Genomic DNA, 24508 nt, shown 5'->3' on the forward strand with positions numbered 1-24508 from the left:
TCATAAGGTATCTAAAATATTTCTCACATCATGATACACCTCAGTCAGTTCACGACCGCCATCGATTGTGTGCAAAATACCTGCTTTTTTGTAATAATTTACTAAAGGCAAATTAGCTGCTTTATTGACTTCTAAACGGTTGTCAATAACTTCGGGTGTATCATCTGCGCGCCCACGTCCCAAGAGACGTTCGCGCAATAATGAATCAGAAACTTTAAAGTAAAGCGTAGCCAAAATTGATTTCCCAGTTTCAGATAAATAGTCATCCAAAAATTCAGCTTGAGCCTCATTACGTGGATAGCCATCTAACATAAAACCATCTGTTTCAACATCTGCTTGACTTAAGCGATCAGCAACCATTGCGTTTGTAATCTCGTCAGGAACTAGGTTTCCAGCATCCATATATTCGCGTGCTCTCTCACCCAATTCTGTATTATTAGTTAAGTTCGCTCGGAAAATATCTCCTGTTGAGATGTGTACCATTGCGTAGTCCTTAACAATAAAGTCTGCTTGTGTGCCTTTACCGGCACCGGGCAAACCCAACAAAATTAAATTTTTAACCATTAGTTGCCTCCCGATTTGCTAACTGATTTTTGGTAATAAACCCAATATAATTTCTTTTTTGCATCAAACCATCAATTTGCCTAATTAAATCTAGTGCAACACCAATGGCAATAAGCAAACTAGTACCACCCAAACCTATTTTTTCATTTAGACCCCAAATATTTGAGGCAATAAGTGGTACCAATGCAACAAAGCCTAAGAAAATTGATCCAACAAAGCTTAAATTTAACAGTAATTGTGAAACAAACGATTTTGTCTCATCACCAGGACGAACACCAACAATGTAGGCCCCTTGTTTTTGCAAATTTTCAGATAGCTTTTCTGGATTAACTTGCACAAATGCGTAGAAATAAGTGAATACAATAATTAATACAGTATACAAAATCGCACCAGGCAATGTTGTCATACTAAAAATTTGTTGCAACACTTGATACCATTGCGCTGATGCATATTTCTCTTGAAATGCCATCATAATTGTTTGCGGTGTACTAATAAATGATGAAGCAAAAATTACTGGAATAACACCTGAAACGTTAACTTTCAGGGGCAAATATGCTTCACTGCCATATGAGGTTGCAGAACGTGTATACTGCATTTGTAACCGACGTGTTGCCTCATAAAACCATGTTGTAACTGCAATAACTAAAATCATTGCTATAACTAACACAACCATGAAAACAATACCATTGGTTAAATCACCTGATCCAGCTTGTAATATATTTTCTCGAAAAATTTCATACAAACCTTCTGGTGCTTGCGCAATAATTCCGGCAAAAATAATCATAGAAACACCGTTTCCAAGACCTTTTTCAGTAATCATTTCACCAAGCCACATGGCAAAAAAAGTTCCAATAGTCATAACCGATCCAATTATAACAAAAGACATCGCATTATTCGTTTGATTAACTAAACCATAAGCAGAAAGTGAATTGAATCCTGCTGTAATACCAACAGATTGGACAAAAGCAAGTACAAGTGTTAACCAGCGTGTGGCGTTGTTCAACTTTCGCCGCCCAACTTCCCCTTGCTTACTCCATTCAACAAAGCGAGGCACGATATCTAATTGCAAAAGTTGCACAACAATTTGTGCCGTCACGTATGGTGAAACACCCATTGCAAACAATGAATAATTCATCAAGCCACCACCAGAAAAGATGTTTAAAATATTCATCAATCCTGAGTTAGCCATATTCGCCATAGCTGATGGGTTGACACCTGGCACAGTAATATGTGTCCCAATTCTGTAAATAAACAAAATTAGAAGTGTCCAGCCCATCTTTCTACGAATATCTTTTTCACGTACTGCATTAAATAACGTGCGTAGCATTAAATCACCTCAGTCGATCCACCGGCTTGTTCAATAGCAGCCTTAGCAGCGCTTGAAAACTTATGTGCCTTAACAATTAGCTTTTTGTCAAGTTGACCAACAGCCAAAATTTTGATCCCTGATTTTTGGTTTTTAACAATACCATTCTCAATCAAAAGTGTTGGTGTGATTTCTGTGCCATCTGTAAATGTATTTAACTTTTCCAAGTTAACCACAGCAAATTCCTTGCGTGAAATGTTTGTAAATCCACGCTTAGGAATACGACGGTACAAAGGCATTTGACCACCTTCGAAACCTAAACGCACTTTGCCACGGGCTTTTTGACCCTTTTGACCACGTCCAGATGTCTTACCGTTTCCTGATGACGTACCGCGACCGACACGGTTACGTAACTTGCGTGAACCTTCAGCAGGTTGTAATTCGTTCAAGTTCATCTTTCGGTACCTCCTATTTTAATTGTTATTACTTTACTTCTTCAACACTTACCAAATGTGCAATATGAAAAATTGCGCCACGGGTAGCTTCGTTATTAGGCTTCACCACTGAGCTAGATACACGGCCAAGTCCAAGAGACTTAACAATCGTGCGTTGCTTAGGTAAACGATGAGCCACACTCTTAATCAAAGTGATTTTCAAATCAGCCATTTTATCGCTCCTTATTCAGCCAAGTGTTCCAAAGAAACACCACGTAAAGCTGCTACTTGTTCTGCATCTTTTAAACTTGTTAAAGCATCAAAAGTTGCACGAACAACGTTAACTGGTGTTGATGATCCAAGTGACTTTGCAGTCACATCTGTGATACCTGCTAATTCCATAACAGAACGTGCAGCACCACCAGCAGCAACACCTGAACCTTCTTCAGCTGGTTTGACCAAAATCTTACCGCCGCCCCATACGCCAAGAACGTCGTGAGGAATAGTTGTAGATACTGTAGGAACAGTGATCAACTTACGCTTAGCATCTTCAATAGCTTTACGGATAGCTTCAGGAACTTCCTGTGCTTTACCAGTACCGAAACCAACGTGTCCTTGCTTATCGCCTACGACAACCAACGCTGCAAAACGCAAACGACGGCCACCCTTGACAACTTTCGTAACACGATTAATAGCAACCACGTTTTCTTCTAACTCACCAAGTGACTTAGGGTTAACGAATTCAACCATTTTTATATTCCTCCTTTCTTTAGAACTTCAAGCCGTTTTCACGGGCTGCTTCTGCCAATGCTTGAACACGACCATGGTACAAGTAACCACCACGATCAAAGATAACATCTTCTAATCCTGCAGTTTTCCCACGTTTAGCGATCAATTCACCAACTTTAGTTGCTTGTTCTGTTTTTGTGCCTGATACTTCTGTATCATGGCTTGAGGCACTTGCTAGCGTTACACCCGCTACGTCATCAATTAATTGCGCGTAGATGTTTGCATTAGAACGGAATACGTTCAAACGTGGGCGAGCAGCAGTACCAGAAATCTTACCGCGGACGCGCTTATGACGCTTTACGCGAAGCTTGTTTTTATCTGGTTTTGAAATCATAGCTGTGCTTTCCTTTTCTTATGGCTTATGCCATTTTAAATTTACTATTTATGATGAAAATAACACTGAGTGAGTAAAAGAATATAATATTCTTTTACTTACCAGTCTTACCTTCCTTACGACGAACAATTTCGCCTTCGTAACGAATACCTTTACCTTTATAAGGTTCAGGTGAACGTACGGCACGAATTTCAGCTGCCAAATCTCCAACACGTTGCTTTGAGATACCTGAAATTTTAATAGTCAATGCGTCGGGCACTTCAACTGTCAAATCTTCACGTTCTTCAAAATCAACGGGATGTGAATAACCAACTGCCAAAGTCAATTTTGAACCTGACTTTGATGCGCGATAACCAACACCGACAAGCTTCAAAGTTTTGGTGAATCCATTAGAAACACCTTCAACCATGTTAGCAACGTTTGCACGAGTAGTGCCGTGCAAAGCTTTTGTCTTGTTGTCTTCACTTTGACGTGAAAATGCTACAGTAGTACCCTCAACAGACATTGAAATTTGTGAAGCAATATCACGAGACAATGTTCCCTTAGGTCCCTTAACAGTCACAACAGTACCTTCTTGAGATACTTCAACATTTGTTGGCAATGTAATTACTTTATTTCCAATACGGCTCATGGTAAGTCTCCTTTCTTAGATATATTACCAAACGTAAGCGAGAACTTCGCCACCAATTTGCTTTGAACGTGCTTCTTTGTCAGTAATAACACCAACTGAAGTCGAAATAATAGCAATACCTAACCCGTTCAAAACCTTTGGTAATGAATCAGATTTAGCATACTTACGCAAACCTGGCTTTGAAATACGCTTAATTCCTGTAATCACACGATTACGGTCTTCACCGTACTTCAGAAATACACGAATAACACCTTGCTTGTTATCTTCAATGTACTCTACGTCGCGGATAAAACCTTCTGATTTCAAGATTTCAGCGATGCTCTTTTTAATTTTCGATGCTGGAATTTCAACTATTTCGCGGTGAGCCAAATTGGCGTTACGAATACGTGTCAATAAGTCAGCAATTGGATCAGTCATAGACATCTATCGATATCCTCCTTTAATTTTTGAACGAGACATAATTAAATGACACGCTCTTAACTATTATAGACTATTTCAGTCAATTACAGTTAAAAACGTGTCACTCTATTTAATGTTAAGAGCGACAGTCGTTTTTAGAATACAATTACTTAGTAAATGGCATCCCTAAGAGTGTCAACAATTCACGACCTTCTTCATCGTTTTGCGCTGTTGTAACAACAACAATGTCTAATCCGCGAACGCGGTTAACTTTGTCAAAATCGATTTCAGGGAAGATCAATTGCTCACGAATACCTAAAGTGTAGTTACCACGACCATCGAAGGCCTTTGATGATACACCTCTAAAATCGCGAACACGAGGTAATGAAATGTTAATCAACTTGTCTAAGAATTCATACATACGTTGTCCACGCAATGTAACCTTAGTTCCGATTGACATACCTTCACGCAAACGGAAACCAGCGATTGATTTCTTTGCCTTTGTGATAACTGGCTGTTGCCCAGCAATCAACTTCAATTCTTCAACCGCTTCATCCAAGTTCTTAGAGTTTGAAACCGCATCACCAACACCCATGTTAAGAACAATTTTATCGATCTTAGGTGCTTGCATTGGTGACTTAAAGCCAAACTTTTCGATTAAAGCAGGTTGAACTTCATTAACATATTTTTCTTTTAATGCGTTAGCCATGAAAATGATTTCACCTTTCAAAATTAGCCTAGTACGTTACCAGACTTTTTAGATACGCGAACTTTTTTGCCTTCTTCAATTTTAAACGCAACTTTAGTTGGTTCATTAGTTGAAGGGTCAAGCAGTTGCACGTTTGATACGTGGATAGGTGCTTCAATATCGATAACACCACCCTGTGGGTATTCGTTAGAAGGTTTTTGATGCTTCTTAACGATGTTCACGCCTTCGACAACTACGCGATCTTTTCCAGCAACAATTTTAGTAATTGTGCCTTCTTTTCCCTTATCTTTGCCGGCAATCACGCGAACCTTATCACCTGTTTTTACAAACATGTTTTGGCTCCTCCTTGTCAGTATTAGAGCACTTCTGGTGCCAATGAAACGATACGCATGAAATCACTGTCACGTAATTCACGTGCAACAGGACCAAAAATACGTGTACCAACTGGTGACTTATCTTCCTTCACGATAACAGCGGCATTTTCATCAAAATTGATGTATGAACCATCTGTACGACGAACGTCAGAAACAGTACGAACGATAACAGCCTTAACGACGTCACCCTTCTTTACGTTACCACCAGGGATAGCTTGCTTAACTGTAGCAACAATCATGTCACCCACACCAGCAAACTTACGGCCTGAACCACCGAGCACTTTAATCGTTAAGATTTCACGTGCGCCAGAGTTGTCAGCCACTTTTAAACGACTCTCTTGTTGAATCATGGTTCTTCCTCCTTAGTTAGCAATTAATTACGACGATTTAGTACGGAACGAATTAGAGAATTACTGCCTCTTCAACGATCTTAACCAAACGGAAGTGCTTAGTTGCAGACAAAGGACGTGTTTCCATAATTTGAACAATATCATTCATCTTAGCGCTATTGTTTTCATCATGGGTTTTAAACTTCTTCGTGTACTTAACTCGCTTGCCATAGACTGCATGTGTTACATAAGTATCAACAGCGACAGTAATTGTCTTGTCCATCTTATCTGAAACAACACGGCCTTGGTAAACTTTTCGAGCATTACGTTCTTCACTCATTTTTCAGCTTCTTCCTTTCGTCTTATTTACTGGCGTTTGCCAATTCTTGTGCACGAATAACTGTTTTAACTCGTGCGATGTCCTTACGAACTTGTGCGATACGCGCCGTGTTTTCAAGTTGACCAGTAGCCAATTGAAAACGTAGGTTGAATAATTCTTCCTTGAATTCGGCTTCGCGCTTTTGCAAATCCGCAAGTGACAATTCTTTCAATTCACTTGCTTTAGCCATTATTCAGCCTCCCGAGCAATAATCTTTGTACGTACAGGCAACTTGTGTTGTGCCAATCGCAATGCTTCACGTGCAGTTGCTTCAGAAACTCCTGCCACTTCAAACATTACCTTGCCACGTTTAACTGGTTCAACCCAACCTTCAGGTGCACCTTTACCGTTACCCATTCGAACACCAACACCTTTAGATGTATATGACTTGTGGGGGAAGATTTTAATCCAAACCTTACCTCCACGTTTCATATAACGTGTTATTGCAATACGGGCAGCTTCAATTTGACGGCTTGTAATCCAGCTTGATGTTGTTGCTTGTAAGCCAAAATCACCGAACGTTACCATCTTTCCACCTTTTGCTTCGCCACGCATGTGACCACGGTGTACACGACGGAATTTAACACGCTTTGGTACTAACATGTTCGCTTCCCTCCTTACTTACTGTTCTTTTTTTGTGGTAAAATATCACCACGATAAATCCAAGTTTTAATGCCCAAGTTACCATAAGCAGTCATTGCTTCGTCCCATGAGTAGTCAATATCAGCACGTAAAGTATGCAAAGGCACAGTGCCTTCAGTGTACTGTTCAATACGGGCAATATCTGCACCATTCAAACGACCTGAAACCATAACTTTTATACCCTTGGCACCTGAACGCGTTGCACGTTGGATTGCGCCACGCATTGCACGACGGAAAGCCACACGGCGTTCTAAGTCACCAGCAATTTGCTGCCCAACTAAGTGTGCAGACAAATCAGGCTTTTTGATTTCAACAATGTTGATGAAGACACGCTTTGAACGTCCCTTTTCATCAACATCAGTCAACTTAGCCAATTGTGTACGAAGCTTTTCAACCTCGGAACCACCTTTACCAATAACCATTCCTGGCTTGGCAGTATGGACAGAAACATCAACACGTGATTTCGTGCTACGTTCGATTTCGATGCGATCAACTGCGGCGTCAGCTAAGTTCTTTTCGATATACTTACGAATACGTAAGTCTTCGTGAAGTTGGTTAGCATAATCAGCCTTGTCAGCAAACCACTTTGCATCCCAGTCGCGAATAACGCCGACACGGAATCCAGTAGGGTTAATCTTTTGACCCATTACTTTGCCTCCTTCTCAGCAACCACAATAGTGATGTGACTTGTACGCTTGTTGATAGGTGAAGCAGAACCTTTGGCACGAGGACGGAAACGCTTAAGCGTTGGTCCTTCATTAGCAAAGGCTTCCTTCACGATAAGATCTTCTCGGTCTAATGAGAAGTTGTTTTCAGCATTAGCAACTGCTGAGTTCAAAACCTTGTAAATATCTTCAGTAGAAGTGTTAGGTAGGAACTTCAAAATTGCATATGCTTCGTTTACGCTCTTACGACGAATTGTGTCAAGAACTAGGCGTGCCTTACGTGGGGCAACGCGAACGATCTTAGCTGTCGCGCGAGCTGAAGTAATTTGTTCAGCCATTTTTCAATTTCCTCCTTTATTTTTTAACAGTCTTCTTATCATCAGCTGTGTGGCCTTTGAATGTACGAGTTGGGACAAATTCGCCCAACTTGTGGCCAACCATGTCTTCTTGTACAAAAACTGGAACGTGCTTGCGCCCATCATAAACGGCAATTGTAAAGCCGACAAAGCTTGGGAAGATTGTTGAACGACGTGACCAAGTCTTGATCACTGACTTCTTCTCAGAATCCGCTTGCGCTTCAATCTTCTTAAGCAAGTGTGGGTCCGCAAATGGTCCCTTTTTTAAACTACGAGCCATTAGTTATCTCCTTTCCCTTACTTACTCTTACGACTGCGAACAATAAGCTTCGTTGAAGCCTTCTTCTTATCGCGAGTCTTCTTACCAGCAGTCTTCTTACCCCATGGTGACATAGGACTTGGACGACCAACTGGTGCTTTACCTTCACCACCACCGTGGGGGTGATCGTTAGGGTTCATTACTGATCCACGAACGTGTGGACGCTTTCCACGCCAACGGTTACGTCCAGCCTTACCCCAGTTAATTAATGAGTGTTCTGCATTACCAACTTCACCAATTGTTGCGCGGTTAGTTGCCAAAACCAAACGAACTTCGCCTGAAGTCAGACGAACAATGATATACTTACCATCTTTACCCAAAATTTGTGCTGAAGTACCAGCCGAGCGTGCTAACTGTCCGCCCTTACCAGGCTTCAATTCGATGTTATGAATCAAAGTACCTTCAGGGATATTACTTAATGGCAAGGCATTGCCGGGCTTAATATCGGCATCAGGACCAGATTGAACTTTATCGCCAACCTTCAATCCTTTTGGCGCCAAGATATATGATTTAATACCATCTTCATAAACTAACAAAGCAATGTTTGCAGTACGATTTGGATCGTATTCGATAGCTTTAACAGTAGCTGTCTTATCATCTTTGATACGTTTGAAGTCTACCAAACGGTAAGCTTGCTTGTGTCCACCAGCATGGTGGCGAACTGTCATACGACCAGAATTGTTACGAGCTCCAGTTTTTGACTTTTTGGCCAACAAACTCTTTTCGGGCGTTGACTTCGTGATTTCAGCGAAATCTGAAGTCGTCATGTTACGACGTCCGTTAGAGGTTGGCTTATACTTCTTGATAGCCAATGTCTTATCCTCCTACTTTATTTTTAACCTTCGTTAAAGATTTGAATATCTTTTGAGTCTTTTGACAACGTTACTGTTGCCTTTTTCAACTTACGTGTGTAACCAACGTAACGACCTTGACGCTTTTGCTTTCCGCGGACGTTAGCTGTGTTCAAGCCAGAAACTTGAACGTCAAATATTTCTTCAATCGCTTTTTTAATTTGAGGCTTTGTCGCACGAACATCAACTTCGAAGACATAGCGCTTACGTTCTGTTTGCGCCATAGAAGCTTCGGTGATAATAGGGCGACGGATAATATCGCGTGCATCCATTAGGCAAAACCTCCTTGGATTTCTTCGATTGATGATTGAACAATCACCAGCTTATCTGCATTAACAACGTCGAGTACATTAATACCCTTTGTTGTCATAACTTGAACATTTGACAAGTTACGTGCCGACAAGATTGCGTTTTCGTTGTCTTCATCAACAACTACTAATGTCTTTGTGTCAACTGACAAGTTAGCCAAAACTTTCTTGAAGTCTTGTGTCTTTGGTGCTTCAAATGACAAAGCATCAACAACAACTAACTTACCTTCAGTAACTTTTTGTGACAAAACTGATTTCAAAGCTAATTGATAAGCTTTACGGTTAATACGGTATGCGTACGAACGAGGTGACGGTCCGAAGACAATTCCACCACCACGGAATTGTGGTTCGCGGATTGATCCGGCACGTGCACGACCAGTACCCTTTTGCTTCCAAGGCTTACGTCCACCACCAGAAACCGCTGAACGGTTTTTAACAGCATGTGTACCTTGACGCATCGATGCACGTTGCATCAACACAGCATCTGTAATAACGGCGTTGTTAGGTTCAACGGCAAAAACTGCATCATCTAATTCGATTTCAGCAGCTTGGCTACCGTCTTGCTTTAATACAGCAACTTTAGTCATGATTGATTGTTCTCCTTTCTAATATTTTATATTAAGCTTCTTCAGTTGCAGCAGATGCAGATACACCAGCCATCTTCACTTCAGGATGCTTTGCGTTAACTTTAACAGTTGATTTAACTGTTAATAATGACTTATTGGCACCAGGGACGTTACCCTTAAGCAGCAATAGGTTGTTTTCTACGTCCACGTGGACAATAGCAACGTTTTGCATTGTGCGCTTGTGATTACCCATGCGTCCAGGTAAAAGTTTACCCTTGAAAACACGGTTGATAACAGCGCCCATTGAACCAGGACGACGATGGAAACGCGATCCGTGAGACATAGGTCCACGAGATTGGCCATCCTTTTTAATATTACCTTGGAAGCCATGCCCCTTCGTAATACCGGTTACATCGACGTATTCGCCAGCTTCGAATGTATCAACTTTGATTTCATCCCCTGCGTTAAATTCGCCTTCCGCATTGCGGATTTCACGAACGTAGCGCTTAGGGGTCGTGTTCGCTTTAGAAGCGTGACCTTGTTCAGGTTTGTTTGACAAAACTGTGCGCTTGTCTTGGTAACCAAGTTGTAGTGCACTATATCCGTCTGTTTCTGCATTTTTGACTTGCAAAACAACGTTTGGTGTAGCTTCAACAACAGTTACGGCGATCAATTCACCAATTTCAGTGAAAACCTGAGTCATACCGACTTTACGGCCTAAGATACCTTTAGTCATGACTAATCTCCTTAATTATTTTTGTTTGACTGTATTTTGTCTCATTAGCTGAGACGCGAAGTGTATTCCGTAGAATTACAACTTGATTTCAATTGCAACGCCTGATGGCAATTCGAGCTTACGCAATGCGTCAACTGTCTTGTCAGTAGGGTTCACAATATCAATCAAACGCTTGTGCGTACGCATTTCAAATTGTTCGCGGCTATCCTTGTGCTTATGTGGTGAACGTAATATTGTATATAATGTACGTTCAGTTGGTAGCGGAATAGGACCAGCAATTTCTGCGCCCGTGCGCTTAGCCGTCTCAACAATTTTTTCCGCTGATTGGTCTAAGATACGGTGTTCGTATGCCTTTAAACGGATACGGATTTTCTTTTGTGCCATTCTTTCGTGCCTCCTCGTTGATTTTGTAAATCAGCTAACTCCGATTAAAAACCGACAACACTGCTTGTGTTTTGCGCGCCCATGGCAACGCGGCCGCGCGTGTCGCAACCTTAATCATCATCGCTAAACATTGATACACCAGGCTTTCGGTAGGTTTATGTGACTACTGTTCCAAAAGCGTACTTATTTATGTTAACAGAAATTCTATTACAATGCAACTGTTTTTTAAAATTTATCGATGCATCTTTTATTTTTCCTATTTCAAAATTAACTTGTCATTTTTTCATCTTTGTGTCATTTTGAATTCTAAAAATGCATCATTGTATCTTTCCGTCCATGTTTGTCCTAAATCATCATATACTTGTAAATGACTGACTGTTTGATTACTTGGATAAAATTGCTTATCATCACGAATAGCTTTAGGTAGTAAAGCTACGGCTTTTTTATTGGGTGTTGCATAACCAATGTATTCTGCGTTCTGTGCAGCATTCTTAGGCTCACTAATAAAATTAAGAAAAGCGTAGGCTGCCGCTTTATGTTTAGCAGTCTTTGGCATAACAATATTGTCAAACCAAAGATTAGAGCCTTCACTAGGAACAATGTAATGCAAGTGCTTATTGTTACTCAACGCTTCAGCTGCTTCACCTGAGTAGGTAACTGCAATCGACGCCTCATTTTGAGCCATATACATTTTAATTTCATCTGCCACAATAGCTTTAATATTTGGCATCAAAGTGCGTAACTTTGCCTGAGCTGCCGCAAGATCAGCACGTGATTTGTCATTAACTGACTTATTTTGTGTGATTAATGGTATAGCAAGCCCATCGCGCGCAGAATCCACTAACATGATTTGATTTTTAAATTGGGGCGACCATAAATCATCCCAGTGTTGTATGTCTTTAGCATTAACATATTTATCATTATAGATAATGCCTAATGTTCCCCAAAAATATGGTAGAGAATAACGATTATTTTTATCAAACGATTGATTTAAAAAACGATTATCATAATTACCGATACCCGTTAGTTTAGAATGATCTATTGGTAAAAGTAGTTTCTCACGTTTCATTTTTTGGATCATATAATCAGAAGGCACAGCTAAATCATATGATGTACCACCCTGTTTAATTTTTGTATACATGGCCTCGTTTGAATCAAATGTTTCATAACTAACTCTATATCCGGTTTCTTTGGTAAATTTTTTAAGTAACGCAGGATCAATATAATCACCCCAATTGTACAAATTTAAAACCTTATCAGAAGAAACATTAGTGCCAGTCTTTGACGATAAATAACGCTGTGTCCCAAATAATATAAGGATGACCATAAGAATAGCCATAATACTAGTTATTATTTTTCTCATACTATAACCCCTCAGATGCAGGCAAGACAAGTCTTGTGCTACGTTTTTTATTCTTCACAGCACGCGTAGATATGACATAATAAAACAGCACCAGCAGCAACGACACCACAAACATCATTGTCGATAACGCGTTAATTTCCAAACTCACGCCTTGACGCGCACGAGAATATATTTCTACAGATAAGGTTGTGAAACCGTTCCCTGTTACAAAAAACGTTACTGCGAAATCGTCGAGCGAATAAGTAAATGCCATAAAAAAACCCGCCAATATACCTGGTGAAATAACTGGTAAAATCACGCGAGAAAGCATTTGCCAGTTGTTGGCACCTAAATCCTTTGCTGATGCCACTATTGATTGATTCATTTCCTGTAACCGAGGCAGTACCATTAGCACCACAATTGGAATGCTAAAAGCAATGTGTGCTAACAAAACTGATGTAAAACCAAGCGCAAATCCCATGACAGTAAATAAAATTAAAAATGATGCACCAATAATGACATCTGGTGAAACAAGTAAAATATTATTTAATGAGAGAAAAATATTTTTCACCACTGTATGTTTTAGATTGTAAATATACAATGCCCCTGCTGTACCAATAATACTAGCAAGCAATGATGACAATAGTGCAATCAAAAAGGTACTCACAACAATTTCTAGTATACGTACATCTGAAAATAATTCACTGTAGTGTTTTAAAGAAAACCCTGCCCAGCCCTGCATGATGTCCCCCGCATTAAAAGAATATACAATTAGGAAAAGAATAGGTAAGTATAATAGTACAAAAACACTTCCTAGATAAAAATTACCCCACTTAAACTTTCGACTCATGCGTTAACCTCGCTTCCTAGAACGCTTACGATCACGTGTGAAGATCATAGTAATTACCATAGCTACAATCAAAATAATGCCAATAGTTGATCCCAACTGCCAATTTTGCGTGACTAAAAAATGTTCTTCAATTGCAGTTCCTAAGGTAATTACACGGTTACCACCTATCAATCGCGTAATCATAAACAAAGATAGGCTGGGAATAAAGACTGCTTGAATGCCCGCCTTAATACCAGGCATTGACAATGGCATGATTACACGGCGCAAGGTTTGCCATCTATTCGCGCCTAAGTCTCGACTCGCCTGTTCTAACCTGGGGTTAATTTCGGCTAATGAATTAAAAATCGGTAATATCATAAAAGGAATTTCAATATAAGCTGCAACTAACAGAAAACTCCAATTTGAAAAAAGTAGTTGTTGTGGCACGATACCAAATAAACTCATAAAATTATTAACAGTTCCAGTTTTTGCAAGTAAACCGATAAACGCATAGGTTTTCAATAATAAATTAATCCACGTAGGTAAAATAACCAAGAGCAGCCAAAATTGCTTTTGCTTTAACTGATTCAGTAAATAGGCGGTAGGATAACTAATTACTAAAGTTATTATCGTGATTAGAAAAGCATAAAAGACTGAATTAAAAGTCATCAATAAATAGGTGCCACTAGAAAAATAAAGCGCATAATTGTGTAATGTGAAATGTCCATTCTGTGTTGTTAAGGACTGAAACAGCAACAATATCAGAGGTGCTATCACAAATAATAATAGCCATAAACCATATGGCATTAAATAAAATAATTGCCTTTGCTTTTTACTTTTCGGCATCCTCCTCGCCCTCATAACTTTCCAAGCGGGCATCAAAATCATTTTCAGATTCATTAAAACGCATAATATGAATATCTTCGGGATCAAAGGTCAAGCCGACACGCGCATCTATTTTTGATTTATTTGTTGCTTGTACTTGCCATTCGTTTCCGTCGTCATCAATTGCCGTAATTTCATAATAATCGCCACGAAATGATTGATCAGCAATAGTGACAATTAGTTTACCGTTTTCAATTGTCGTCAAATCCAAATCTTCTGGTCTTAACACAATTTCAACACGCTCATTTGGACGCATACCAGCATCGACATTTTCAAAATCTTTCCCCGTAAAGTGCACAAGATAATCCGTTTTCATAATGCCATCTAAAATATTTGATTCGCCAATAAAATCAGCTACAAAATGATTAATTGGTTCATCATAGATATCTTCTGGTGAACCATTTTGTTGGATAACCCCATCATTCATCACGAAAATCCAATCAGACATTGCCAACGCTTCTTCTTGATCATGCGTTACAAATACAAACGTAATCCCAAGACGTTGTTGAATTTCTCTTAATTCATATTGCATTTCTTTGCGTAATTTATAATCTAACGCAGATAGTGGTTCATCCAGCAGTAAGACTTCAGGGTCATTTGCCAGCGCGCGCGCTATGGCTACACGTTGACGTTGTCCACCAGACAATTCTGTAATTTCGCGATCAGCATACTGATTTAATTTAACCAACGTTAACATCTCTGTTACTTTGGTCTTAATATCCTTTTTGCTCATGCCCTTAATACTTGGACCAAAAGCTACATTTTCAAAAACTGTCATATTTGGAAATAAGCCATAATCTTGAAAAACAGTGTTCATATGTCTTTTTTCAACAGGCACATCATTAATAATATTTCCTTCAAACAAAATATCACCGTGTGTGACAGTTAACTGGCCTGAAATGAGATTTAAAATAGTTGTCTTACCAGAACCTGAAGGTCCTAACAACGTATAAAATTTACCGGCCTCTAACTCAAGATCAATATTCTTCAAAACCTCATCGTCACCATAAGACAAGCCGACGTTTTTAAATTCAATAATTGGTGTTGATATATTTGTCAATTCCCAACCCTCACTTTTAATCAATAAATCTATTGTAACAAGAAAAGCACACAACTTCACTGGTTGCATGCTTTTCTTGCTACAATATTTTATCTTTTTTCTCAACTATAACCATGGCAATAATCATTAGTATAAATAACACCAAAATAACAAATATTTGTGGTGTCCAACTGTGAAACCAAGAAAAAGCATAACCGAATAATGCTGGTCCTAGTGCTGCAATTAAGTAACCACCGCTTTGAACCATGCCAGATATTTGTGCTGTTTGACTTGGACTACTTGTTTTCAAACTAAATGTAGTTAATAAGTAAGGGAACAAGCCAGATGTGCTAACGCCAATTAATATATTGACTATTAACCAGTAACTAAAGGTCCCTACGGGATGCAATAACAACAAATAGCCAAACACACCACTCAAAGAAATAATGCTCATTAAAATTTGTCGCTGTTTGCGTGTCGACCGCGCAATGATCGTTGGTATAATCAATGCAAATGGTAAACCTATCAGGGAATTTAAGCCGGAAAAAATACCCGCAACAGCAGGTGACAAACCTGTCTGCACTGCCATAGTAGGTCCCCATGCCATTAAAACGTAAAACATCGCTGATTGCATGCCACAAAAGAACAATAACAGCCAAGCATATTTATTTTTCCAGACACTTATTTTTTCTTGCGTCCGAATAACATGACTTGTTGAAACTTTATTTTGCTTATGTTTTACTGCAAATCTTTCATTTGGTAACCAAATTATTAACGCAATAAATAATGCTATACTCAGTATAATGATAAACATATGCCAATTAGTCATCGCTGTAATTGGTGCTGCCATACTAGCCCCCAAGGCTGTTGATAGCATCATACTGAATGTAAATAGTGATGTCATCGGACCAATTTTAGTTGGAAAATATGTGCGAATGACACTTGGTAATAAAACATTTAAATGTGCAATACCAATGCCAATTAACAATGTTCCAAAATACAAAAATGGTGTATTAATCACTCTAACAATTGAACCAATAATCATCAACCCTAACATCAATGCAAAAGCACGTTCTAAACCAAATTTTTGAGCAGTCTTCGGGGCAAGAGACGAAAATATAGCAAAAGCTATCAATGGAATGGTCGTTAACATCCCTAATTGACCTACTGACACATGCTGCGATTTAGCAATACTACCAAGAATTGGTGGAATTGATGTAAATGGTAAACGTAAAACCATGCCAACCACAATAATACCCAGAATCAAAAATTTACTATGTTCTTTATTCATACTATTCTCTATATTCCTTCAAATAAAACGGTATCACTCTCAAGAGCGATACCGTTTTTAATGAACCGTCGATCATCATACTAAAACAACGATAGTTCTATACTATTTGAAACATTAATCTTCTTTACCACTGTTTTTAATAATTTCTTCTTGAATATTCTTAGGCACAGCTTCATAATGGTCAAATACCATTTGGAATGTACCACGACCTTGCGTAGCTGAACGCAAAGTTGTAGCATATCCAAACATTTCTGACAAAGGTACCTTGGCCTTAACAGCCAAAACAGGTCCACGTGACTCTTGACCTTCAATCATACCACGACGTGCAGAAACATGTCCCATAACATCGCCAAGATTATCTTCAGGTGCAACAATGTCAACAGCCATAATTGGTTCCAAAATAACAGCACCGGCTGTTTTAGCAGCTTCTCTCAAAGCTAATGAAGCCGCAATTTTAAAGGCTGCTTCAGAAGAATCGACATCGTGATATGAACCATCATACAACTTCGCCTTCAAATCAACTAATGGGAATCCAGCCAAAGGACCAGCATTCAATGAGTCTTTCAAACCAGCTTCAACTGAAGGAATATATTCACGAGGCACGACACCACCAACAATAGCGTCATCGAATTCAAATCCTGCACCCTCTTCGTTTGGTGAGAATTCAATATAAACGTCACCATATTGACCCTTACCACCAGATTGACGCTTGAAGTAACCACGCGCCTGCACTGTTTTTGTAAATGCTTCACGGTAGGCAACTTGAGGTGCACCAACAGTTGCTTCAACGTTGAATTCACGACGCATACGATCAACCATGATATCCAATTGCAATTCACCCATACCAGCAATTAAAGTATCACCAGTTTCAGGATTTGTTGTTGCACGGAATGATGGATCTTCTTCTGCTAACTTTTGAATAGCATTAGACAACTTGTCTTGATCAGCTTTTGTTTTTGGTTCAATTGCTAATTCAATAACTGGTTCTGGGAACTCCATTGATTCAAGAATCAATTGATGATCAACAGATGTCAATGAATCACCAGTTGTCGTATTTTTCAAACCGATAGCAGCAGCGATATCACCGGAGAATACTTCTTCAATTTCAGTACGTGAAGTCGCATGCATCTGCAATAAGCGGCCAACACGTTCACGTGTATCTGAAGACGTATTTTGTACATATGAACCTGATTGCAAAGTTCCTGTATAAACACGCATAAATGTCAAACGGCCAACGAAAGGATCAGTCATGATCTTAAATGCTAAAGCAGCAAAAGACTTACTATCATCGGCAATCAAATCAATTTCTTCACCGGTTTTAGGATCATTCGCAATATAGGCTTTAACATCCAAAGGTCCTGGCAAATAATCAACAACAGCATCCAACATCATTTGGACACCCTTATCTTTATAAGCTGAACCGGCAAGCACTGGGTAGAATTGTAATGCCAAAGTAGCACGACGAACAGCTGCTTTCAATTCTTCAACTGAAATGTCTTCGCCTTCAAGATACTTTTCCATCAAGTCATCATCAACATCAGCAACAGCTTCAATTAATGTATTACGCTTTTCTTCTGCCAAATCTTTCAATTCAGCTGGAATATCGCGTGCTTCCCACTTTTCACCCAATTCATCAACTGGATAATAAGCTTCTTGTGTAATTAAATCAATAACAGCTTCAAAGTCATCTTCTGCACCAATTGGCCATTGGATAGCTTCAGCATTAACTTGCAAACGTTCGTGAATTGAATCCACTGACATTTGGAAATCAGCACCCATCTTATCCATCTTGTTGACAAATACGATACGTGGTACATCATATGTTGTTGCTTGACGCCAAACAGTCTCTGTTTGAGGTTCAACACCAGCAGCACCATCCAAAACCGCTACAGCACCATCCAAAACACGCAGCGCACGTTCAACTTCAATTGTGAAGTCCACGTGACCTGGTGTATCAATGATGTTCACACGATAGGGTGTTTTTTCGAATTGGTCAAAGAAACCATGCCAAACAGCCGTTGTAGCAGCTGATTGAATTGTGATTCCACGTTCCTTTTCTTGTTCCATGAAATCCATTTGTGAAGCACCGTCATGTGTTTCACCAATTTTGTGAATTTTACCTGTGTAGTATAAGATACGTTCCGTAGTTGTTGTCTTTCCCGCATCAATGTGGGCCATGATACCAATATTACGTGTACGTTCTAGTGGGTATTCACGTTTTGCCATTGTGAGTTATCTCCTGGTTTTTTTGTTCTGTATGCAACAAAAAGCGACACAGAATTGTGTTCGCTTTTTGACGGTAAACACTGGTAGCATATTACCGTCTACTCTCATTTTACGCTATTTATTGTGTTTGGGAATAATTAAATTCTTAACAATCATAAATATTGTTAATGATACACAACGCAACACTAAATTGCGTCGTACGTTTTACCAACGATAGTGAGCAAATGCGCGGTTGGCTTCAGCCATCTTATGCGTATCTTCACGCTTTTTAACAGATGCACCAGTGTCATTAGCTGCATCCATAATTTCTTTAGCCAAACGCTCATCCATAGTATGTTCATTACGTAAACGTGAATAGTTTACTAACCAACGTAATCCCAATGTTGAACGACGGTCTGGACGAACTTCAATAGGCACCTGATAGTTAGAACCACCAACACGGCGAGCTTTAACTTCTAATACCGGCATAATATTTTCCATGGCTTGTTCGAAAACTTCCAATGGTTCGTTACCAGTAGATTCCTTGATACGATCAAAAGCATCGTACAAAATAGTTGAAGCTGTACCACGTTTACCATCAAGCATCAACTTGTTGATCAAACGTGAAACGAGTTTTGAATTGTAAATTGGGTCAGGCAAAACTTCCTGACGCTTAGTATAACCTTTGCGTGGCATTAGTCAGTCTCCTTCTTACTTCTTTGGCGCCTTTGTGCCATATTTTGAACGTGAAGTCATACGACCATCAACGCCCGCAGTATCCAATGCACCACGAATAACGTGGTAACGTACACCAGGCAAATCCTTAACACGTCCACCACGGATCAAAACAACCGAGTGTTCTTGTAAATTATGTCCAATACCTGGGATATAAGCAGTAACTTCATACAAGTTTGAAAGACGCACACGGGCATACTTACGCAAAGCAGAGTTAGGCTTCTTAGGTGTCATTGTTCCAACACGCGTAGCAACACCACGCTTTTGTGGTGCAACATTGTTTGTTGCTTTCTTTTTCATTGAATTGTAGCCAAAGTTCAAAGCCGGTGACTTTGACTTAGTCACTTGTGACTTACGAGGCTTGCGAACTAATTGATTAATTGTAGGCATTCTACGATCTCCTTAAGATTTTTATTAATAACACAGTTCCAGGTGTATCATAATTGTACTTAAACAAAAATGCCCACTAGAAATCTGCTGACAATTGCCTTTACAGCGCTATTCAGCACGTTGTGATGATATCACAGAACAGATTACTTAAAAGCACGTTCAATATAATACCAGATTGAGTGTGATTGTCAATAGATAACAACCCACTTTATTTATTTTGTATCTAAATTAACATTTTTTGTGCATAATTTCAGCATGCTGCGTATTATTTAGCATGGAAAAATTACTCATTATTATTTTAAATGCGGTTCTCATATCAACTGTTATGTGTCTTGCTGATCGCGTGAATAATCATATTCATATTTCTGTTAAGCGCTCATTTTGCATGCATTGTGGGCATATTCTGTATTGGTACGACTTAATACCTATATTATCAGCTTTCCTAACACACGCACGTTGCCGGTACTGCCATGACACTTACGGTATGCATTATGCATACTTTGAATTAGTGGGTATGATAGTCGGTACTTATTTATTTTCGGACACATTAGCTTGGATATCAGCCTACTTACTATTATTCCTCGCCTTAGAAGATTGGCATACCAAGCGCATTCACGCCGATATTTTAATACCTTATATTATTTACTTATTCATCCAATCTTGGGGTGATCCAAAAATATTGACAGCTTGTGTCGTAATGATCATTAGCTTATTTTTGGTATACCATCGTCAGGCTATGGGCAGTGGTGATATTCCGGTACTCCTATTGATCACATTAACGACTTCCTCACAAATTTTTCCACTAACATTGCTCGTGGCTTCTATATCTGCGGTGCTTTATCTTGTCAAGCACCATGTTCATCGTCTACCGTTTGTACCGTTTCTTTATTTTGGTTGGCTAAGTATGACTTTAATTGAAAAAATAGTCACACCTCTTGCATTGTGAAATTAATTCGCATATTTTTAAGCTTTTGCGGATAATTTTTCAACTGGTTTGATATTAATTTTAATGACTCCATTTTTTGCACCAATTGTTACAGCACTTTCAGTTGTAATGTTGCCACGGAGCAATTCTTCGCTCAATGCATCTTCAACCTTGGTCTGCAAAGCACGCCTTATTGGACGTGCCCCGTACTCAGGATCAAATCCAGCACTAGCTACAACATCAATTGCTGCAGGCGTTATTTTAACGGAGATGCCCTGTTCTGCGACACGTTGCAGAACTGATTGGCTCATTAATTTAACAATCTGATGTAATTCGTCTTTTGTTAGTGAGTTAAATACAACAGCCTCATCCAAACGGTTAATAAATTCTGGACGGAAAGTTTCTTTTAAAGTCTCACGAATTTTTTCGGCGACAGCTTCATTATTATTTTTTAAATCAACTGCGCCAAATCCCATTGATTTTTCATCACGTAGGCGCGTTGCACCAAGGTTAGACGTCATAATAATGATTGTATTTCTAAAATCAATCTTACGCCCCTTAGCATCCGTCAAGAAACCGTCATCAAACACTTGTAACATCAGATTAAATATATCTTGATGTGCCTTTTCTGCCTCATCAAGTAAAATAACAGAATACGGATGGTTTCTCACTTGTTCAGTTAATTGACCACCTTCATCATAACCAACATATCCTGGTGCTGAACCAACTAAACGCGAAGAAGACCATCTTTCTTGATACTCTGACATATCAATTCGAATCATATTATCTTCACTGCCAAACATAGCTTCAGCTAACGCCTTAGCTAGTTCTGTTTTCCCAACACCTGTTGGCCCTAAGAACATGAATGCACCGATCGGACGACTGGGGTCTTTTAGTCCAGATCGTGCACGACGAATTGCACGGGCAACAGCAGAGATAGCTGTTTTTTGTCCAATAACACGTTTACCCAAAACAGTTTCTAGGTTTACCAAACGTTGTTGTTCATTTTTTTCAAGCTGTGTTAATGGTACGCCTGTTTGTTGTGATATTACTTCACTGATATCTTCTGCTGAAACATGTAAACTATAGTGCGGTTGATCAGTATTTTCATTAATCAACAGTTTTGCTGTCATCTTATCAATTTTTGTTTTTAGTTTCATTTCTTCTGCACGTTGTTTAGCAGCTTCTTCGAAATCCAACGCTGCAATCGCCGCATCTTTAGCAGTTGTTACTGCTGATAAACGTGCCTTGTTTCGACTCATTGGTGTTGGTTTATCCACAGCATCAATACGTACTTTTGCGCCCGCTTCATCCATCAAATCAATTGCCTTATCTGGCAAAAAGCGATCTGTAATATATCGAGAGGACAATTTCACGGCAGCTTCAATAGCAGCATCATCAATATGTACTTGATGATGCGCTTCAAATTTTGGACGAATACCTGTCAATATTTCAATCGCATCTGCCTGCGTAGGTTCATTCACCGTTACTGGTGCAAAACGTCTTTCTAATGCGGCATCAGATTCAACATATTTTTGATATTCATCAAAAGTTGTTGCCCCTAAAGTCTGCAATTCTCCACGTGCCAAAGCTGGTTTCAAAATATTAGAAGCATCAATGGCCCCCTCTGCACCGCCAGCACCAATAAGTGTATGTAATTCATCAATAAATAAAATAACGTTACCATCTTGATAAATTTCATCAATGATTTTCTTTAAACGATCCTCAAACTCTCCTCGGTACTTTGTTCCTGCAACTAGCGAACCCATGTCTAAAGCCATTAAACGTTTATTTTGTAAAGTGACTGGTACGTCATTTTTAACAATTTGTTGTGCTAGTCCTTCAGCAATAGCTGTCTTGCCAACACCAGGTTCACCAATAAGAACTGGATTGTTTTTTGTACGCCGTGATAAAATTTGTATCACCCGACGAACTTCTTTTGAGCGACCAATAATTGGATCTAGTTTTTCTTCTTTAGCCATCTGTGTTAAATCACGCGCTAATCCGTCTAATGTTGGTGTTCCTTGAGGTTGCTGTTTATCTCGTTGTTTCATCTGTTTACGTACATCAGTAACACCTAACTTACGCAAAATGGCACGTCTCATTTCTTGTAAATTAGCATCTAAAGCCAGTAAAATACGTGATGATAGAATACTTTCATCTTGAAGAAGTGCTAACAAAATATGTTCTGTCCCAATTTTTGTTTGGCCTAATGCACGTGATTCCTCACCTGACTGACGAAGAATATCGGACGCTTTTGGTGAATATGGCAAATAACTATTCTTGTCATATCGTGCTGTCATGCCATATCCAGTAAAGTGTTCAATTTCTTCACGAATGTCATCATCTGCTACATTAAATTGACCAAGTATTTTACTAGCAATACCTTCTTTTTCAATAGCTAGCGCAAGCAATAAATGTTCTGTCCCCACTGCTTGATGTTTGAAATATTTAGATTGTTCTTGTGCTAACACTAATACATTTTGTGCACTTGGTGTATAATTGGTATCCATATTTTGCCCTCCGTTTTTTAGGCAGTTAATGTCTAATGTTGACTTATATTATAGCGCATTACAGGCGCATTAGGAACTGATTTGTTTGAAAATTCAAAAAGCCGAAACTAACTGTTTCGACCTTTACTCACGTTAATTTGGGTTTTTTAAACTTAATTGCCACTGTAAATAGGCATTTATAAAAGGATCTAAATCACCATCCAGCACTTGTTGTGGTTGGTTAGTTTCGTAGTCAGTTCGATGATCTTTGACCATTTGATAGGGATGCAGGACATACGAACGTATTTGAGATCCCCAACCATTCTCTAATTTATCACCTGTCAAGGCAGCTCTTTCTGCTTCTTGTTTTTCCAATTCAAGCTGATATAACTTTCCTTTTAACAGGCGCATAGCATAATCTCGGTTACCATACTGCGTACGCTCGACTGTCGAGGACACTACAATGCCTGTTGGTTCATGTGTTAGACGTACACCGGTGGACACCTTGTTAACGTTTTGCCCACCAGCACCACCAGAACGGAAAACATCCATCTTAACATCGTCATCACGTATTTCTATATCAATCGTGTCATCCAATTCCGGCATAACATCTACACTTACAAAACTCGTGTGACGTCGCCCAGCCGAATCAAACGGTGAAATACGTACAAAACGGTGGACACCCTTTTCGCTACGTAAAAAGCCAAAGGCATTATGCCCCGTAATTTTAATAGTCGCACTATCAATACCTGCTTCATCACCAGCATGGTAGTCTAACACATCCACCTGGAAACCATGTTGTTGTGCCCAACGCGTATACATACGATACAAGTTAGCCCCCCAATCAGTTGATTCGGTACCACCTGACCCAGGATGCACTTCCAAAATAGCATTATTAGCGTCATATGGCTCAGTTAATAGTTGTTCTAAATTATATGTTTCAATATCTTTCTGTGCTTTGACAATACTTTCTTCAAGTTCTGACATCATTTCAGAATCAGTAACGTCTTCAGAAAGCATTTCAATTAACAAATCAATTTCTTCAGCTTGACTTGTTAAATTTAAAAAAGAATCACGTCGATTTTTCAAAACATTGTTTTCTTCAATTATTTTTTGTGCTTTAACGTTATCATCCCAAAATCCAGATTCTGTCATACGATTTTCAAAATCAGCAATTTCTTCTGTTAATGCCTCTAAATCTAATGTTGCGCGAAAGCGTGCGATATTTTCTTGAATATTTGCCTCAGCATGTTTAGCGTCGATAATTTCCATGATTATTGTATCCCTTCAAAAACATAAA

At 39.2% G+C, this 24508-nt stretch carries 33 protein-coding genes; 1 reads left to right on the forward strand and 32 read right to left on the reverse strand.

Annotated features, from left to right (window positions below):
* The 30 genes from LEGAS_RS08545 to rpsL form a co-directional block, all read right to left on the reverse strand.
* Positions 1–564 (reverse strand): adenylate kinase, encoded by a 564-nt coding sequence (locus LEGAS_RS08545; RefSeq protein WP_010391461.1) that lies wholly within the window; start codon positions 562–564, stop codon positions 1–3.
* A complete protein-coding gene (secY, locus tag LEGAS_RS08550; protein WP_013231987.1) occupies positions 557–1891 on the reverse strand; it encodes a preprotein translocase subunit SecY in 1335 nt (444 codons plus the stop codon). The genes LEGAS_RS08545 and secY overlap by 8 nt, the downstream gene beginning before the upstream one ends.
* Positions 1891–2325 carry a 50S ribosomal protein L15 gene (gene rplO, locus LEGAS_RS08555; protein ID WP_010391457.1) on the reverse strand — a complete coding sequence of 145 codons (435 nt, stop codon included), beginning with the start codon at positions 2323–2325 and terminating at the stop codon, positions 1891–1893. Before rplO ends, secY begins: the two co-directional genes overlap by 1 nt.
* Before the next feature lie 28 nt (positions 2326–2353).
* A complete protein-coding gene (gene rpmD / locus LEGAS_RS08560; RefSeq protein WP_010391454.1) occupies positions 2354–2536 on the reverse strand; it encodes a 50S ribosomal protein L30 in 183 nt (60 codons plus the stop codon).
* A gap of 11 nt (positions 2537–2547) precedes the next feature.
* Positions 2548–3054 carry a 30S ribosomal protein S5 gene (gene rpsE, locus LEGAS_RS08565; protein WP_010391452.1) on the reverse strand — a complete coding sequence of 169 codons (507 nt, stop codon included), beginning with the start codon at positions 3052–3054 and terminating at the stop codon, positions 2548–2550.
* Positions 3055–3073: 19 nt separating this feature from the next.
* A complete protein-coding gene (gene rplR / locus LEGAS_RS08570; protein WP_010391448.1) occupies positions 3074–3427 on the reverse strand; it encodes a 50S ribosomal protein L18 in 354 nt (117 codons plus the stop codon).
* A gap of 94 nt (positions 3428–3521) precedes the next feature.
* Entirely contained in the window at positions 3522–4058 is a 537-nt protein-coding gene (rplF, locus tag LEGAS_RS08575; protein ID WP_013231988.1) for a 50S ribosomal protein L6, read from the reverse strand.
* Positions 4059–4082: 24 nt separating this feature from the next.
* Positions 4083–4481, reverse strand: a complete 399-nt coding sequence (rpsH, locus tag LEGAS_RS08580) for a 30S ribosomal protein S8 (RefSeq protein WP_010391488.1) — start codon at positions 4479–4481, stop codon at positions 4083–4085.
* A 142-nt stretch (positions 4482–4623) separates the two neighbouring features.
* Positions 4624–5166 (reverse strand): 50S ribosomal protein L5, encoded by a 543-nt coding sequence (gene rplE, locus LEGAS_RS08585; protein ID WP_010391489.1) that lies wholly within the window; start codon positions 5164–5166, stop codon positions 4624–4626.
* 23 nt (positions 5167–5189) lie between these two features.
* Complete coding sequence (gene rplX / locus LEGAS_RS08590; protein ID WP_010391490.1) at positions 5190–5498, reverse strand: 50S ribosomal protein L24; 309 nt, start codon at positions 5496–5498, stop codon at positions 5190–5192.
* Between the two features lie 23 nt (positions 5499–5521).
* A complete protein-coding gene (gene rplN, locus LEGAS_RS08595; protein ID WP_010391491.1) occupies positions 5522–5890 on the reverse strand; it encodes a 50S ribosomal protein L14 in 369 nt (122 codons plus the stop codon).
* A 52-nt stretch (positions 5891–5942) separates the two neighbouring features.
* Entirely contained in the window at positions 5943–6209 is a 267-nt protein-coding gene (gene rpsQ, locus LEGAS_RS08600) for a 30S ribosomal protein S17 (RefSeq protein ID WP_010391492.1), read from the reverse strand.
* A 22-nt stretch (positions 6210–6231) separates the two neighbouring features.
* Entirely contained in the window at positions 6232–6438 is a 207-nt protein-coding gene (rpmC, locus tag LEGAS_RS08605; protein ID WP_010391493.1) for a 50S ribosomal protein L29, read from the reverse strand.
* A complete protein-coding gene (gene rplP / locus LEGAS_RS08610) occupies positions 6438–6851 on the reverse strand; it encodes a 50S ribosomal protein L16 (protein ID WP_010391495.1) in 414 nt (137 codons plus the stop codon). Before rplP ends, rpmC begins: the two co-directional genes overlap by 1 nt.
* A 14-nt stretch (positions 6852–6865) precedes the next feature.
* A complete protein-coding gene (rpsC, locus tag LEGAS_RS08615; RefSeq protein ID WP_010687971.1) occupies positions 6866–7537 on the reverse strand; it encodes a 30S ribosomal protein S3 in 672 nt (223 codons plus the stop codon).
* Positions 7537–7893 carry a 50S ribosomal protein L22 gene (gene rplV / locus LEGAS_RS08620; protein ID WP_004899456.1) on the reverse strand — a complete coding sequence of 119 codons (357 nt, stop codon included), beginning with the start codon at positions 7891–7893 and terminating at the stop codon, positions 7537–7539. Before rplV ends, rpsC begins: the two co-directional genes overlap by 1 nt.
* 16 nt (positions 7894–7909) lie before the next feature.
* Positions 7910–8191, reverse strand: coding sequence for a 30S ribosomal protein S19 (gene rpsS / locus LEGAS_RS08625; protein WP_010391499.1), 282 nt, complete (start codon positions 8189–8191; stop codon positions 7910–7912).
* A gap of 17 nt (positions 8192–8208) precedes the next feature.
* Complete coding sequence (gene rplB / locus LEGAS_RS08630; protein WP_010391500.1) at positions 8209–9042, reverse strand: 50S ribosomal protein L2; 834 nt, start codon at positions 9040–9042, stop codon at positions 8209–8211.
* A 23-nt stretch (positions 9043–9065) separates the two neighbouring features.
* Positions 9066–9353, reverse strand: a complete 288-nt coding sequence (gene rplW / locus LEGAS_RS08635; RefSeq protein ID WP_010391501.1) for a 50S ribosomal protein L23 — start codon at positions 9351–9353, stop codon at positions 9066–9068.
* Positions 9353–9976, reverse strand: a complete 624-nt coding sequence (rplD, locus tag LEGAS_RS08640; protein WP_010391502.1) for a 50S ribosomal protein L4 — start codon at positions 9974–9976, stop codon at positions 9353–9355. The genes rplW and rplD overlap by 1 nt, the downstream gene beginning before the upstream one ends.
* A gap of 31 nt (positions 9977–10007) precedes the next feature.
* Positions 10008–10691, reverse strand: a complete 684-nt coding sequence (rplC, locus tag LEGAS_RS08645) for a 50S ribosomal protein L3 (RefSeq protein WP_013231989.1) — start codon at positions 10689–10691, stop codon at positions 10008–10010.
* 75 nt (positions 10692–10766) lie between these two features.
* A complete protein-coding gene (gene rpsJ / locus LEGAS_RS08650; protein WP_002816040.1) occupies positions 10767–11075 on the reverse strand; it encodes a 30S ribosomal protein S10 in 309 nt (102 codons plus the stop codon).
* 283 nt (positions 11076–11358) lie between these two features.
* On the reverse strand, positions 11359–12438 hold the full coding sequence (locus tag LEGAS_RS08655) for an ABC transporter substrate-binding protein (protein ID WP_010390482.1): 1080 nt from the start codon (positions 12436–12438) through the stop codon (positions 11359–11361).
* Position 12439: 1 nt separating this feature from the next.
* Positions 12440–13267 (reverse strand): ABC transporter permease, encoded by an 828-nt coding sequence (locus LEGAS_RS08660; protein ID WP_013231990.1) that lies wholly within the window; start codon positions 13265–13267, stop codon positions 12440–12442.
* 3 nt (positions 13268–13270) lie between these two features.
* Complete coding sequence (locus LEGAS_RS08665; RefSeq protein WP_013231991.1) at positions 13271–14092, reverse strand: ABC transporter permease; 822 nt, start codon at positions 14090–14092, stop codon at positions 13271–13273.
* Entirely contained in the window at positions 14079–15191 is a 1113-nt protein-coding gene (locus tag LEGAS_RS10370) for an ABC transporter ATP-binding protein (protein ID WP_013231992.1), read from the reverse strand. The genes LEGAS_RS08665 and LEGAS_RS10370 overlap by 14 nt, the downstream gene beginning before the upstream one ends.
* 79 nt (positions 15192–15270) lie before the next feature.
* Positions 15271–16461, reverse strand: coding sequence for a CynX/NimT family MFS transporter (locus LEGAS_RS08675; RefSeq protein ID WP_013231993.1), 1191 nt, complete (start codon positions 16459–16461; stop codon positions 15271–15273).
* A 114-nt stretch (positions 16462–16575) separates the two neighbouring features.
* Positions 16576–18687, reverse strand: coding sequence for an elongation factor G (gene fusA / locus LEGAS_RS08680; RefSeq protein WP_010383884.1), 2112 nt, complete (start codon positions 18685–18687; stop codon positions 16576–16578).
* Positions 18688–18891: 204 nt separating this feature from the next.
* The gene (gene rpsG / locus LEGAS_RS08685) at positions 18892–19362 is read right to left on the reverse strand and encodes a 30S ribosomal protein S7 (protein WP_010383886.1); all 471 of its coding nucleotides are present in this window, start codon (positions 19360–19362) and stop codon (positions 18892–18894) included.
* 15 nt (positions 19363–19377) lie between these two features.
* Complete coding sequence (rpsL, locus tag LEGAS_RS08690; RefSeq protein ID WP_010383887.1) at positions 19378–19791, reverse strand: 30S ribosomal protein S12; 414 nt, start codon at positions 19789–19791, stop codon at positions 19378–19380.
* A gap of 274 nt (positions 19792–20065) precedes the next feature.
* On the opposite strand from rpsL, the gene LEGAS_RS09930 reads away from it, so the two are divergent.
* The gene (locus tag LEGAS_RS09930) at positions 20066–20737 is read left to right on the forward strand and encodes a prepilin peptidase (protein WP_013231994.1); all 672 of its coding nucleotides are present in this window, start codon (positions 20066–20068) and stop codon (positions 20735–20737) included.
* Between the two features lie 17 nt (positions 20738–20754).
* On the opposite strand, the gene LEGAS_RS08700 is transcribed toward LEGAS_RS09930, so the two are convergent.
* The gene (locus LEGAS_RS08700) at positions 20755–23229 is read right to left on the reverse strand and encodes an ATP-dependent Clp protease ATP-binding subunit (RefSeq protein WP_013231995.1); all 2475 of its coding nucleotides are present in this window, start codon (positions 23227–23229) and stop codon (positions 20755–20757) included.
* Between the two features lie 132 nt (positions 23230–23361).
* Complete coding sequence (gene prfB / locus LEGAS_RS08705; RefSeq protein WP_013231996.1) at positions 23362–24480, reverse strand: peptide chain release factor 2; 1119 nt, start codon at positions 24478–24480, stop codon at positions 23362–23364.
* Positions 24481–24508: the final 28 nt, after the last annotated feature.

The sequence above is a fragment of the Leuconostoc gasicomitatum LMG 18811 genome (assembly GCF_000196855.1).
Taxonomy (GTDB): Bacteria; Bacillota; Bacilli; order Lactobacillales; family Lactobacillaceae; genus Leuconostoc; species Leuconostoc gasicomitatum.